The 13,107-nt window shown below is 71.0% G+C and carries 15 protein-coding genes; 4 read left to right on the top strand and 11 right to left on the bottom strand.

Features of this window, described 5'->3' with window-relative positions; translation table 11 throughout:
* Positions 1-177: 177 nt before the first annotated feature.
* From ABE438_RS15330 to ABE438_RS15320, 3 genes are read left to right on the top strand one after another with little or no spacing between them, the layout of a single operon-like run.
* A complete protein-coding gene (locus ABE438_RS15330; RefSeq protein WP_346503513.1) occupies positions 178-894 on the top strand; it encodes an SDR family NAD(P)-dependent oxidoreductase in 717 nt (238 codons plus the stop codon).
* A gap of 60 nt (positions 895-954) precedes the next feature.
* Entirely contained in the window at positions 955-1,974 is a 1,020-nt protein-coding gene (locus ABE438_RS15325) for an AEC family transporter (protein WP_346503512.1), read from the top strand.
* A gap of 58 nt (positions 1,975-2,032) precedes the next feature.
* Positions 2,033-3,130, top strand: a complete 1,098-nt coding sequence (locus tag ABE438_RS15320) for an NADH:flavin oxidoreductase/NADH oxidase (protein WP_346503511.1) — start codon at positions 2,033-2,035, stop codon at positions 3,128-3,130.
* 84 nt (positions 3,131-3,214) lie between these two features.
* Here ABE438_RS15320 and ABE438_RS15315 read toward each other — a convergent pair whose 3' ends face one another.
* From ABE438_RS15315 to ABE438_RS15285, 7 genes are all read right to left on the bottom strand, one after another.
* A complete protein-coding gene (locus tag ABE438_RS15315; RefSeq protein ID WP_346503510.1) occupies positions 3,215-3,523 on the bottom strand; it encodes a DUF1330 domain-containing protein in 309 nt (102 codons plus the stop codon).
* Between the two features lie 2 nt (positions 3,524-3,525).
* Positions 3,526-3,813, bottom strand: a complete 288-nt coding sequence (locus ABE438_RS15310; protein WP_346503509.1) for a DUF1330 domain-containing protein — start codon at positions 3,811-3,813, stop codon at positions 3,526-3,528.
* 33 nt (positions 3,814-3,846) lie between these two features.
* Complete coding sequence (gene pyrF, locus ABE438_RS15305; RefSeq protein ID WP_346503508.1) at positions 3,847-4,551, bottom strand: orotidine-5'-phosphate decarboxylase; 705 nt, start codon at positions 4,549-4,551, stop codon at positions 3,847-3,849.
* A gap of 64 nt (positions 4,552-4,615) precedes the next feature.
* Positions 4,616-5,278, bottom strand: coding sequence for a DsbA family oxidoreductase (locus ABE438_RS15300; protein WP_346503507.1), 663 nt, complete (start codon positions 5,276-5,278; stop codon positions 4,616-4,618).
* A gap of 33 nt (positions 5,279-5,311) precedes the next feature.
* On the bottom strand, positions 5,312-6,406 hold the full coding sequence (locus ABE438_RS15295) for a lysine-2,3-aminomutase-like protein (RefSeq protein WP_346503506.1): 1,095 nt from the start codon (positions 6,404-6,406) through the stop codon (positions 5,312-5,314).
* Positions 6,403-7,467: an EF-P lysine aminoacylase EpmA gene (epmA, locus tag ABE438_RS15290; RefSeq protein WP_346503505.1), complete on the bottom strand. Its 1,065-nt coding sequence runs from the start codon at positions 7,465-7,467 to the stop codon at positions 6,403-6,405. The genes ABE438_RS15295 and epmA overlap by 4 nt, the downstream gene beginning before the upstream one ends.
* The gene (locus ABE438_RS15285) at positions 7,464-7,595 is read right to left on the bottom strand and encodes a hypothetical protein (protein WP_346503504.1); all 132 of its coding nucleotides are present in this window, start codon (positions 7,593-7,595) and stop codon (positions 7,464-7,466) included. The genes epmA and ABE438_RS15285 overlap by 4 nt, the downstream gene beginning before the upstream one ends.
* Between ABE438_RS15285 and efp the strand changes: the two genes are divergently transcribed.
* Complete coding sequence (efp, locus tag ABE438_RS15280) at positions 7,582-8,151, top strand: elongation factor P (RefSeq protein WP_346503503.1); 570 nt, start codon at positions 7,582-7,584, stop codon at positions 8,149-8,151. The two genes, ABE438_RS15285 and efp, sit on opposite strands and share 14 nt — an antisense overlap.
* Positions 8,152-8,533: 382 nt before the next feature.
* Here efp and ABE438_RS15275 read toward each other — a convergent pair whose 3' ends face one another.
* The 4 genes from ABE438_RS15275 to ABE438_RS15260 form a co-directional block, all read right to left on the bottom strand.
* Positions 8,534-10,009 carry a phospholipase D-like domain-containing protein gene (locus ABE438_RS15275; protein WP_346503502.1) on the bottom strand — a complete coding sequence of 492 codons (1,476 nt, stop codon included), beginning with the start codon at positions 10,007-10,009 and terminating at the stop codon, positions 8,534-8,536.
* A gap of 287 nt (positions 10,010-10,296) precedes the next feature.
* Positions 10,297-10,953, bottom strand: a complete 657-nt coding sequence (locus tag ABE438_RS15270; RefSeq protein WP_346503501.1) for an MBL fold metallo-hydrolase — start codon at positions 10,951-10,953, stop codon at positions 10,297-10,299.
* A gap of 60 nt (positions 10,954-11,013) precedes the next feature.
* Entirely contained in the window at positions 11,014-11,361 is a 348-nt protein-coding gene (locus ABE438_RS15265; RefSeq protein ID WP_346503500.1) for a hypothetical protein, read from the bottom strand.
* Positions 11,358-12,974, bottom strand: a complete 1,617-nt coding sequence (locus tag ABE438_RS15260; protein WP_346503499.1) for a fumarate hydratase — start codon at positions 12,972-12,974, stop codon at positions 11,358-11,360. The genes ABE438_RS15265 and ABE438_RS15260 overlap by 4 nt, the downstream gene beginning before the upstream one ends.
* Positions 12,975-13,107 lie beyond the last annotated feature (133 nt).

Below are 13,107 nucleotides of genomic sequence, written 5' to 3'. Positions count from 1 at the left end.
AGTGCAACGGCGCCGCGGCCGCATGGCCGCCGCGCCGGCACCGGGTCGACTCGCCCGCCGATATGCGCGACAGACGCGCGCTGCCCGAGCGGAACCCGCGCGGGCGGCGGGGCGAGGCGGCCGCGGGCCGGCGCGCCCTTCCGAGCCTTCCCGACCCCGCATGACGGACCAGCGCCCATGAGCATTCTCGATCGTTTCCGGCTCGACGGAGAAGTCGCCATCGTCACCGGCGGCGCCAGCGGCATCGGCGCCGCGGTCGCCGAGGCGCTGACCGAGGCCGGCGCCACGGTGGTGATCGCCGACCGCAGCTCCGAGCCCTCGCTCGACGTCACCGACGAGGCCGCGGTCGACGCCTTCTTCGACGACGTGGTCAAGCGCCATGGCCGGCTCGACGTGCTGATCAACAATGCCGGCATCGCGATCCGGCGCCCGACGCTGGAGATCTCGGCGGCCGACTGGAACAGCGTCGTCTCGGTCAACATGACCGGCATGTTCCTCTGCGCCCGGGCGGCGGCGCGCCACATGCTGCCGGCCGGCGGCGGGCGCATCGTCAACACCGCCTCGGTGATGGGTCTGTCGGGCGGGCTCTATCCCAACGCGCCCTACCAGACCACCAAGGGCGCCATCGTCAACATGACCCGCGCGCTCGCGGTGGAGTGGGCGCAGGGCGGCATCCGGGTCAACGCGGTCGCGCCCTGGTTCGTGCGCACCGGGCTGACCGCGCAGCTGCTCGAGCGGCCGGGCCTGCAGCAGGAGGTCGAGGCGGCGACCCCCATGGGCCGCCTCGCCGAGGTCGAGGAGGTCGCCGGCGCCTTCCTCTATCTCGCCAGCCCGGCCTCCGGCATGGTCACTGGCCACACCCTGCCGGTCGACGGCGGCTTCCTGGCGCGCTGAGCCGCGCGGCGGACCGACCCGCCCGCATGCTGCCGCCCCATCCACGGACGCCGCCGGCGCATGCGCCGGCGGGGGGGCGCGCGGCGGGCGCCCGCCGCGAAGGAGGGCGGCGGGGCCCCCAGCCGGCCCCCCGCCCCCCCCCAACGGGAAAAGCTCGCCGTCAGTACTCCCTTCTTCGCCGTGATCGGGCTGGGCGCCTTCAGCGCCTGGCGCGGGATGTTCAGCCTCGATACGGTCAGGGTGCTCAACGCCTACGCCTTCCTGATCGCGGCGCCCGCCATGGTGCTGCGGGTGATGTCGCGCGAACCGGTCGCCGCCCTGTGGAACGGCCTGTTCTTCGCGGCGATGGCGCTGCTCGGCGTCGCGGTGCTGGCCTGCGGCATCCTGCTCTTCCGGCGCCTCGCCGGCCTGCCCTTCCCGACCGCGGTGTCGCGGTCGCAATGCCTGGTCGGCGGCAACTTCACCTTCCTCGGCGTGCCGCTGATGCTCGCCTTCATGGGCGACCGGGCCGCGGCGCCGATCGTGATCGCGCTGATCGTCGACACCGCGCTGATCGTGCCGCTCTCGATCGGGCTGATCGAGGCCGGGCGCGGCGGCGGCTCGCCCTGGCGCATCGGGCTGCGGCTGGTGCGCGGCACCCTCGTCAACCCGTTCATGCTCTCGATCCTGGGCGGGCTGGCGCTGTCGCTGAGCGGCCTCGTCCTGCCCGAGCCGGTCGACCGCTTCCTGCTCTTCCTCGGCTCCTCGGCAGCGCCGGTCGGCATCTTCGCGCTCGGCATCGCCGCCTTCCTCTGGGCCCGCAGCGGCGACCTGCAATGGCGCATCGTCATGCCGCTGGTCGCCGGCAAGCTGATCCTGCATCCGCTGCTGACCTGGTTCGTGCTGGCGGTGCTGCTGCGGCTCGATCCGCTCTGGGTGCAGGCCGGCGTGCTCTATGCGGCGGTGCCGATCGCCGCCAACGTCTTCATCATCTCCGAGCGCTTCGAGACCGGCAGCCGGCCGATCGCCGTCGCGATCGTGATCTCGACGGCGCTGGCGGCGCTGACCTACCCCTTCGCGATCTGGGCGATCTCGGGCTAGCCTTCGCCCCGCCCTCATCCTGACGACAGACACCGCATTCCGGGAGCCCGAATCCACCATGGCGAGCCAGCTCTTCCGCCCGATCGATCTCGGCGGCCTCACCTTGCCCAACCGCGTGGTGATCGCGCCGATGTGCCAGTATTCGGCCGTCGACGGCGACGCGACCGACTGGCACACCCTCCATCTCGGCAATCTGGCGCTCTCCGGCGCCGGGCTGCTGATCCTGGAAGCGACCGCGGTCGAGCCCGAGGGGCGGATCAGCCCGGACGATCTCGGCCTGTGGAGCGACGTCAACGAGACGGCGCTGGCGCGCGTGCTCGAGACGGTACGCCGCCATTCCGACATGCCGATCGGCGTGCAGCTCGGCCATGCCGGCCGCAAGGCCTCGGTGCGGGCGCCCTGGCTCGGCGGCGGCCAGTATCCGCTGGGCGAGCGCGGCTGGGAGACGGTGGCGCCCTCGCCCCTGCCGATGCAGCAGGAGGACCGCCTGCCGCTGGCGCTCGACGCAGCCGGCCTCGCCCGCATCCGCGAGGCCTTCGCGGCCGCGGCGCGGCGCGCCGCCCGCATCGGCCTGCAGGCGATCGAGATCCACGCCGCCCATGGCTACCTGCTGCACCAGTTCCTCTCGCCGCTCTCCAATCAGCGCGACGACGCCTATGGCGGCACGCTGGAGAACCGCATGCGCTTCCCGCTCGAGGTCTTCGAGGCGGTGCGCGCGGCGACGCCGGCCGGGCTGCCGGTGGGCGTGCGCGTCTCCGGCACGGACTGGGTCGAGGGCGGCTGGGACAGCGAGCAGACGGTCGCCTTCGCGGAAGCGCTGAAGGCACGCGGCGTCGACTTCATGCACGTCTCGAGCGGTGGGCTCTCGGCGGCGCAGAGAATCGCGCTGGCGCCGGGCTACCAGGTGCCGCTGGCGCGGGCGGTGAAGCAGGCGACCGGCGTGCCGACCATGGCGGTCGGGCTGATCACCGATTACGAGCATGCCGAGGCGGTGGTCGCCGGCGGCGATGCCGACATGGTGGCGCTGGCCCGCGGCATCCTGTTCGACCCGCGCTGGCCCTGGCACGCCGCCGCCCATCTCGGTGCGACAGTCAAGGCGCCGAAGCAGTATCTGCGCTCGCAGCCGGCACGCTACCGCACGCTGTTCGAGAGCTGAGCGGGCGGCGCATCCGCGCCGCGCGCCCGAGCGTCCGGGGCAGGCGCCGCGCGCGAGCCCCGGACGGATGGCCGGCCGGCGACCTCAGTCGCCCGGCTGCGCGCCCTCATAGCCCTCGATGATCACGAGGTCCGTCGGGCCGACCTTGGCGAGATGCTGCACCGCCGCCTGGTATTCCGGCGATTCGTAGCAGGCGCGGGCGGTCTCGATGTCCTTGAACTCGAGCACGACGTTGTGCTTGCGGCCCTCGCCGCGGGCGAGCTTGTACTCGCCGCCGCGCACGACGAACTTCGCGCCGTATTTGGCGAAGGCGATCGCGTTCAGCGACCGATAGGCGGCGTATTCCGCCTCGTTCTGCACGTCGACGCGCGCGATCCAGTAACCCTTGGCCACGCTCAGACCCCTTCGACGGCGACGAGGTCGATCTCGCCGGCCCCCTCGCGCAGCTTGCGCGCCTCGTTGTACTCCGCCGAGGCGACATAGGCCTTAGCCGAGGCGAAGTCGGGGAACTCGATGACGATGTTGCGGGCGCGGCCCTCGCCCTCGCCGACGGTCATCTGGCCGCCGCGGACGATCGGCGTGCCGCCGAACTGCTTCATCACCTCGGAGGAACGGGCCGCATAGGCCGCCCACTGCGTGGCATTGGTCACCTTGGCGCGACCGATCACATATCCCTTGGGCATTCGCCGGAATCTCCGTTTCGTGGCGGCCGGAGATTAGGCGGCGGAGGCGATCTCGTCCATGATCGCGGCGGCCGCGGCGCGCGGATCGGCGGCGCGGATGATCGGGCGGCCGATGACGAGATGGTCGGCCCCGGCGCGGATCGCCTCGGCCGGCGTCAGCGTGCGCTTCTGGTCGCCGGCGGCGCTGCCCGCCGGGCGGATGCCGGGGGTGACGATCACCATGTCGGAGCCGATCACGTCGCGCACCAGCTGCGTCTCCGCCGCCGAGCAGACGATGCCGTCGACGCCCGCCACCCGCGCCTGTTCGGCGCGCATGCGCACCAGGTCGCGCACCGCCAGCCCGTAGCCGGCATCCTTCAGATCGCCGTCGTCATAGGAGGTCAGCGCCGTGACCGCGAGCAGGCGCATCGCCGCCTCCCCGCGGCCGGTGACCGCGCCGCGCATGGTCTGCGGATAGGCGTGGACGGTGAGGAAGGTGACGCCGAGCCGGGTCAGCGAGTCGACGCCCTCGGTCACCGTGTTGCCGATGTCGTGCAGCTTGAGGTCGAGGAAGACCTTCTTGCCCTCGGCCACCAGCTGGCGGGCGAGGTCGAGCCCGCCGGCGAAGGCGAGGCGGTAGCCGATCTTGTAGAAGCCGGCCTCGTCGCCGAGCGCGCCGACGATGCGATAGGCGTCCCAGATCGTCGGCACGTCGAGCGCGACGATCATGCGGTCCTTGAGTTCGGTCTTGCGGGCCATGCTGCTCTCTCCTGCTCGCCCCGGGCGATGACACAGGAGCGCCGCCCGATGCAAGCCGGAGGGCTCAGCCGCGCCGCTCGGCCGCCACCTGCGCGAAGACCTGGCTCCAGACCTCGGGGGGCTGGGCGCCCGAGACGGCGAGGCGGCCGTCGACGATGAAGAAGGGCACGCCGGTGACGCCGACCTTGCGGGCGTGATCCTCCAGCCCGATCACCGTGTCGCGCAGCTCGTCATTGGCGAGCTCGTCGCGCACCGCCTGCTCGTCGAAGCCGAGCTCCACCGCGATGGCGACGAGCGTGTCGAGATCGCCGATATCGCGCCCGTCGCGCCAATAGGCGGCGAAGAGGGCGGCCGTCATCTCTCCGGCGCGCTGCACCGTGGCGGCAGCCGCGACCAGCATATGGGCGAGGCGGGTGTTGACGCTCTTCGTCACCGCCGACCAGTTGAAGGTGACGCCGCTTTCCAGCGCCGCCTCCGACAGGCGCAGCTCAATCTCGCGGCGCTTGCCGGCGCCAAACTTGGCGTCGAGATAGGCGGTGCGGTCCATGCCGTCTTCGGGCATCTCGGGGTTGAGCTCGTAGGGCAGCCAGGTGATGGCGACGCGCTCGCTCAGGCCGAGGCGCTCCAGCGCCGTCTCGAGCCGGGCCTTGCCGATGAAGCACCACGGGCAGGCGAGGTCCGAGACGATGGCGATCGCCAGCTTCTCCGGGGTGGAGGGTGTGAGCATCGGGTCCGCTCCTTCGCGGCAGTCGACGGCCGCTCAGGCCGGCGGATAGGCGTGGAGGCGGCCGTCGCGATCCTCGGCGACGCCGCCGGACCCCGGCGTCTCGCAGCCGGAGAGGAAGGCGGGGCCGACCGGGATCTTGCCGGCGCCGCCGGGGATGTCGAGGATATAGGTCGGCTGGCACAGGCCGGACAGATGACCGCGCAGGCTCTTCACCAGCGCCTGCCCCTCGGCGAGCGAGAGCCGGAAATGGCCGGTGCCCGGCGCGAGGTCGGGATGGTGGAGGTAATAGGGCTTCACCCGGTTCTCGACGAAGGCGCGCATCAGCGCCGACAATGTCGCGACATCGGCGTTGACGCCCTTGAGCAGCACGCTCTGGCTGATCAGGACATGGCCGGCATCGGCGAGCCGGGCCAGCGCCGCGCGGGCGGCCGGGGTGAATTCGCGCGGATGGTTGGCGTGGACCGCGAGATAGCTCGCCTTGCCCGGCACCAGCAGCGCGCGTGCATAATCGGCGGTGATGCGCTCGGGCTGCACCATCGGCACCCGCGTATGCCAGCGCGTCACCTTCACATGGTCGAGCCCGGCCAGCCGGGCCGTGATCTCGCGCACCCGCCGCGCCGAGAGGATCAGCGGGTCGCCGCCGGTCATGACGACCTCCCAGATCTCCTTGCGGGCGGCGAGATAGGCGAAGGCGGCGTCGAGCTTCTCGCCGGTGAGCGCATCGCCGCCCGGCCCGACCATCTCGCGGCGGAAGCAGAAGCGGCAATAGACCGGGCAGGCATGGACGAGCTTGAGCAGCGCCCGGTCGGGATAGCGGTGCACCACGCCCTCGACTGGGGAATGCGCCGCGTCGCCGATCGGATCGGCCAGTTCCTCGGGCGCGGTGACCAGTTCGGCCGCATCGGGCACGAACTGGCGCGCCATTGGGTCGGCGGGATCGGACGGATCGATCAGCGCCGCGACCGCAGGCGTCAGCGAGACGGCGTAGCGGCGCGCCACCGCGTCGAGCGGTGCGCGGGCTTCGGCCGCGACCAGCCCGCGCTCGACCAGCGCGTCGACGTTACGCAGCGAGGCGCCTTCCGCCTCGGCGGCCGGCCGCACGGGGAAGACCGAGACGCGCGCGCTCATCGCGGCCCGTCCTGCGGCGCTGCCACCGGCGTCCAGAGCACGTCGTCGATGCGGCGCGCCCCGGTGCAGAGCATCACCAGCCGGTCGAAGCCGAGCGCGATGCCGGCGGACTCGGGCATGGTCGCGAGCGCGGCGAGGAAATCCTCGTCGATCGGGTAGCGTTCGCCGTAGATGCGCTGCTTCTCGTCCATGTCCGCCTCGAAGCGCCGGCGCTGCTCGGCCGCATCGGTCAATTCGCCGAAGGCGTTGGCGAGTTCGACGCCGCAGGCATAGAGCTCGAAGCGCTCGGCGACGCGCGGGTCGCCGGGCTTGGGCCGGGCGAGCGCCGCTTCCGAGACCGGGTATTCGCAGAGAATGGTGGCGCGACCGCGGCCGAGCATCGGCTCGATCGTCTCCGACAGGACGCGGCTGAAGATGTCGGACCAGCTGTCATCCTGCGCCAGCCGGATGCCGGCGCCGCGCGCCGCGGCGGCGAGCCCGTCGCGATCGGTCGTCCCGTCGGGCGCGATCGTCGCCATCAGGTCGATGCCGGCATGGTGGGCGAAGGCCTCGGCCAGGGTCAGGCGCTCCGGCTCGGCGAAGGGATCGACCTCGTGGCCGCGCCAGCGCAGCACGGCGACGCCGGCGGCACGCGCCGCCTCGGCCAGCAGCGCGGCGCAATCCTCCATCAGCACGCTGTAGGGCTCGCCGACCCGGTACCATTCCAGCATGGTGAACTCGGGATGGTGCAGCGCCGTGCGCTCGCGATTGCGGAAGACGCGGGCGAAATCGAAGATGCGGCGCTCGCCGGCGGCCAGCAGCTTCTTGGCGGCGAATTCCGGCGAGGTGTGCAGGTAATAGGGGTGATCGACGCCGGCATCATCGACGAGCGTGGTGGCGAAGCCGTGCAGATGCGTCTCGTTGCCGGGCGAGCGCTGCAGGATCGCGCCCTCGACCTCGACGAAGTCGCGCGCCTCGAACCAGCGCCGCAGCGCCGCCCTGACGCGACCGCGCGCCAGCAGGGCCGGGCGGCGGTCGGCATGGACGTCCGGCCGCCAGAACGGCGGGGGGGCTTGCCTCATCGATCCTCGCGAAAACCTGCCGGCAGCTTCCGTTTCGCGCGCAAATGCGGTAGTGCGCGGGCGACGAGAACGACATAACGTGCGCGCCCGTCGCGCACCAGCAAGGATTTCCACGTGGTCAAGGTCATCGCCTCCTCCGTCCGCAAGGGCAACGTCCTCGAGATCGACGGCCAGCTCTGCACGGTGCTGTCGGCAGAGAGCTTCTTCCCCGGCAAGGGCACGCCGACGACCCAGATCGACATGCGCCGCATCTCGGACTCGGTGAAGGTCTCGCATCGCTACAAGACGACCGAGCAGGTCGAGCGCGCCTATGTCGAGGACCGCGACTTCACCTATCTCTACCAGGACGGCGAGCAGTACGTCTTCATGAACCCGGAGAGCTACGACCAGATCCCGGTCGACGCCGACGTGATCGGCGATGCCGCTCCCTATCTGCTCGAGAACATGAAGGTGACGCTGTCGATCTTCGACGACCGCGCCGTGGCGATCGAGCTGCCGCAGCGCGTCACGCTCGAGGTGGTCGAGACCGAGCCGGTCACCAAGGGCCAGACGGCCTCCTCCTCCTACAAGCCCGCCATCCTCTCCAATGGCGTGCGCAGCGCGGTGCCCCCGCATATCGGCGTCGGCACCCGCGTCGTCGTGATGACGGCCGACGGCTCCTATGTCGAACGCGCCAAGGACTGACGCCACAGGCGCCTGACGATCGAGACGCAACGGGCCCCGCGCGGGCCCGTTTTAGTCTGTGGGGTGGAGCGCGGTGACCGGGAGCGCTTGCGTCGCCGGAAGTGCGGTGACCGCGAGCGCTTGCGTCGTCCGGAGCGCGTGCGCAGGCGGCAGCGCCGGGTCGCGGAAGCGGCGGCGTACCGGCGACCGCACCGTCCTGCCGCGAAACGCCCCGTCATTCCGGGGCATCGCGGAGCGATGAGCCCGGAACCCATGAACACGAGGATCAACGGGAAGGCGCGGCCGATCCGAGACAGGTCCTGGACAGGCCGTGTTCATGGGTTCCGGGCTCGGGCCTTCGGCCCGCCCCGGAATGACGGCGGTCGTGCTCTGTCCCCGCCCCCTACAGATAGGGCGAGAACAGCCAGAGCGTGCGGTCGAGCAGGCGGATCGGGAAGGGTTTGGCCCTGAGCTCGGCCAGGGTTACCGGGCGGGCGCGGGCGATCGCCGCGTCCACCCGCTCCTCGATGTCGCGCGCGAAGGCGTGGTCGAGCACTTCCAGGTCGATCTCGAAGTTCAGCCGCAGCGAGCGCGGGTCGATATTGGACGAGCCGGCGTAGGCCCAGGCGCCGTCGACCGCGATCAGCTTGGAATGGTCGAAGGCGCCGCCGGCCCGCCAGACCCGGCAGCCATCCTTGAGCACCTGGTCGAACTGCGCCCGCATCGCCCGGTCGACCAGCACGAGATTGTTGACGTCGGGCACCACGATGTCGATCGCCACGCCGCGCCGCGAGGCGGTGACCAGCGCGCTGATCAGCTCGCGATCCGGCAGGAAATAGGGCGACATGATGCGGATCGTCTCGCGCGCCACCGAAAACGCGCCGATCAGCATGCGGTGATTGGTCTCGAGGCTGGAATCGGGGCCGGAGGCGACGGCACGCATCAGCACGCCGCGGTGCGAACCGTCCTCCTCCGCCGGGGCGGGGCCGGCCGGCACGGCGCGCCAGAGATCACCCTCCAGCGCCTCGCCCGAGGCGAAGCGCCAGTCCTCGGCCGCGACCGCGAAGAGATCGGCAACCACCGGGCCGGTGATGCGGAAATGCGTGTCGCGCGCCATGGCCTCGCCGGCGAACTCGGCGGTGAAGCCCTGGCGAATGTTCATGCCGCCGGCGAAGGCGACCCGGCCGTCCACCACCAGCAGCTTGCGGTGGGTGCGCAGATTGGCATAGGGCAGCCGCAGCCCCATGACGATGTTGCCGTTGAACACGTCGACCGCGATGCCGCCCCGGCGCAGATGGCCGACGATGCTCGGCACCGAATAGCGGGCGCCGACCGCATCGATCAGCACCCGGACCGCGACGCCGCGCGACGCCGCCGCGATCAGCCCATCGGCGATGCGCAGGCCGACCGGATCGCGGTCGAAGATGTAGCTTTCCAGGATGATGCAGCGATGCGCGGCCTCAATCGCCGCGATCATCGCCGCATAGGCCTCGTCGCCGGTCCGCAGCGTGGCGATGCCGTTGCCGGCGCTGAGCCGGCGCCGCGCCACCCTGTCGCCCAGCGTGCGCAGGCCGACGAAGCGGCGGCCGAAGACCTCGCCGACGAAATCGTCGGTCACGCCGAAGGGATCGCCGGTGGCGCGCGGCCCGAGATCGGTGCGCCGCTGCGAGATGATCGAGGCGCGGCGCATCCGGTTGATACCGGCGATGGCGTAGATCAGCGGCCCGAGCAGCGGCGAGAGCAGGATGACGCCGACCCAGCCGAGCGCGGCGCGCACCTCGTCCTTGGTCATCACCGCGTGGATCGCGGCCGCCGTCGACAGGATCAGCGTCGCCGCGGCCAGAAGATGCGGCCAGTAACCTTCGAGAATCGCCCACATGGCGGCCACTATGGCACGGCGCCCGGCGCCGGCAACCGCGGCCGGCGGCGGCCCTTGAAAGCCGGCCGCCCCATGACCATATCGGCCTCATCGCGATGTCGAGGGAGCCTCAGAGCGCCCTCCGTCGCGGGAGACGGCCATGGTTTCGTAAGGTCGGCGACGCCGGATGTACGCGCGCCCCTCACGGACATGGCCGTTGGCATTTTCAGGCCCCCGTCACGGCCTCTCGCGACCGGCGCGCAGCAATGCCCCGTCGCCTTCCAAACCCACAGAACCAGCGCTGCCGCTCAGCCCTGCAGGAAGGGATTGTTGCGACGCTCCTCGCCGAGCGTGCTCGCCGGGCCGTGGCCGGGCAGGAACTGCACCTCGTCGCCGAGCGGCAGGAGCTTGGTGCGGACCCCCTCGATCAGCGTCTCGTGGCTGCCATAGGGAAAATCGGTGCGCCCGACCGAGCCGGCGAAGACGGTGTCGCCGGCCAGCAGGAAGCGCAGATCCTTCTGGAAGAAGGTGACGTGGCCGGGCGTGTGCCCCGGCACGTGCAGCACCGAGAACACCGCGTCGCCGACCTGGACCGTGTCGCCCTCGACCAGCCAGCGATCGGGCGTGACCGCGCGCATGTCGCGGATATCGAAGCGCAGGCCCGAGCTCGGCAGCTCGTCGAGCAGGAAGCGGTCGGCCTCGTGCGGGCCGACGACCGGCACGGCAAGCGCCTCGGCGAGTTCGGCGGCGCCGCCGGCATGGTCGAGATGGCCATGCGTCAGCCAGATCGCGGTCGGGGTGAGCCCGAGCTGCCCCAACGCCTCGCGGATGCGCGCCACGTCGCCGCCCGGATCGACCACCACCGCCTGCTTCGTGCGCGTGCACCAGACGATCGAGCAGTTCTGCTGGAAGGGCGTCACCGGCACGACGGCGATGCCGAGCGGGCCTTCGGTCTGGTCGGTCATGGCGGGCCTTTCTCGGAAGGGGGCGTGGCCGCGCGCGGCGGCGCGATCGCGCGGAGGGCGTCAGCGCTTGCCGCAGCGATTGGCCAGCAACGCGCGATAATCCGCCAGCGACTGGTCCATCTCGGCGACGTTCTGCTCGCGCTCGCGGCCGCTCTGGCAGGTCGCGAAGACCGAACGCGCCTTCTGCAGGAAGCCGACATGGTCGCGCCAGGCGGCACATTGCGTCGCCTGGTCGGCGCTCGCCACCGCCTGCATCCGGTGCTGGCGCTGGCGCATCGCCGCCTCGTTCTGGAAGAGGTCGCGCGCGCAGGTCGCCGGCAGCGGCCGGCCCTGGGCGCGCACGGGCTCCGCCGCCAGCCAGAGGCCGGACAGCGCCAAGCAGGCGGCGAGGACGGCGCGGGCGATCATCCGAGATTGAGCTCCTTGAAGAAGTCGTTGCCCTTGTCGTCGATGACGATGAAGGCGGGGAAATCCTCGACCTCGATGCGCCAGACCGCCTCCATGCCGAGCTCGGGATATTCGAGCACCTCGACCTTGCGGATGCAATCCTGGGCCAGACGCGCCGCCGGCCCGCCGATCGAACCGAGATAGAAGCCGCCATGCTTCGCACAGGCCTCGCGCACCGCCGCGGAGCGGTTGCCCTTGGCCAGCATCACCATCGAGCCGCCGAAGGACTGGAACTGGTCGACGAAGGAATCCATGCGGCCGGCCGTGGTCGGCCCGAACGAGCCGGACGCCATGCCGTCCGGCGTCTTGGCCGGGCCGGCATAGTAGACCGGGTGGTTCTTGAAATAGTCCGGCATGCCCTCGCCGCGCTCCAGCCGCTCGCGGATCTTGGCGTGGGCGGCGTCGCGCGCGACGATGATGGTGCCGGTGAGCGAGAGCCGCGTCTTGACCGGGTGGCGCGAGAGCGTCGCCAGGATCTCGCTCATCGGCCGATCGAGGTCGATCTTCACGACATCGCCACCGAGCTTGGCCTCGTCGATCTCGGGCAGGTAGGTCGACGGGTCGGTCTCCAGCGCCTCGAGGAAGATGCCGTCCTTGGTGATCTTGCCCTTGGCCTGGCGGTCGGCCGAGCAGGAGACGCCGAGCCCGATCGGCAGCGAGGCGCCGTGGCGCGGCAGGCGGATCACCCGCACGTCATGGCAGAAATACTTGCCGCCGAACTGCGCGCCGACGCCGAGCGCCTGGGTCAGCTTGTGGACCTCCGCCTCCATCTCCAGGTCGCGGAAGGCGTGGCCGGCTTCGGAACCCTGCGTCGGCAGCGCGTCGAGATAGCGGGTCGAGGCGAGCTTGACCGCCTTGAGGTTCTGCTCGGCCGAGGTGCCGCCGATGACGATGGCGAGATGATAGGGCGGGCAGGCCGACGTCCCCAGGGTCAGGATCTTCTCCTTGAGGAAGGCCATCATCCGGTCCTTCGTCAGCAGAGAGGGCGTCGCCTGGAACAGGAAGGTCTTGTTGGCCGAGCCACCGCCCTTGGCGACGAAGAGGAACTTGTAGGCGTCCTCGCCCTCGGCATAGATCTCGATCTGCGCCGGCAGGTTGGTCGCGGTGTTCTTCTCCTCGAACATGGAGAGCGGCGCGACCTGGGAGTAGCGCAGGTTGCGCTTGCGATAGGCGTCGTAGACCCCCTCGCCCAGCGCGGCCTCGTCGCCGCCCTCGGTCCAGACCCTGGCGCCCTTCTTGCCCATGATGATCGCGGTGCCGGTGTCCTGGCACATCGGCAGCACGCCGCCGGCGGCGATGTTGGCGTTCTTCAGGAGGTCGTAGGCGACGAAGCGGTCGTTGGCGGTCGCCTCGGGATCGTCGAGGATCCTGGCGAGCTGCGCGAGATGGCCCGGGCGCAGCAGATGGTTGATGTCGATGAAGGCCTGCTCGGAGAGCCGGCGGATCGCCTCGCGCGACACCGTCAGGATCTCGCGGCCGCCGACGGTCTCGACCGCGACGCCCTCGCTGCCGAGCGAGCGGTAGGGGGTCTCGTCCTCGCCAAGGGGGAAGAGGTCGACATGGGCATAGGCCATCGGTGCGGCTCCGGCGATGTCGGCGCCGTCCACGCGAAACGCGGCGCCCTGAACGTCTGGCCGCGTCATAGCCCTTCGGGACAAGCCCTCCAAGCCCGGATTGAAATGATTCAAAGGCGGTGCGCGCCCGGCG

It is taken from the genome of Allobosea sp. TWI1241, assembly GCF_039673065.1.
Taxonomy (GTDB): Bacteria; Pseudomonadota; Alphaproteobacteria; order Rhizobiales; family Beijerinckiaceae; genus Allobosea.
The sequence above is the reverse complement of the archived record's forward strand: the minus strand, read 5'-3'. Positions and strand labels throughout refer to the sequence as shown.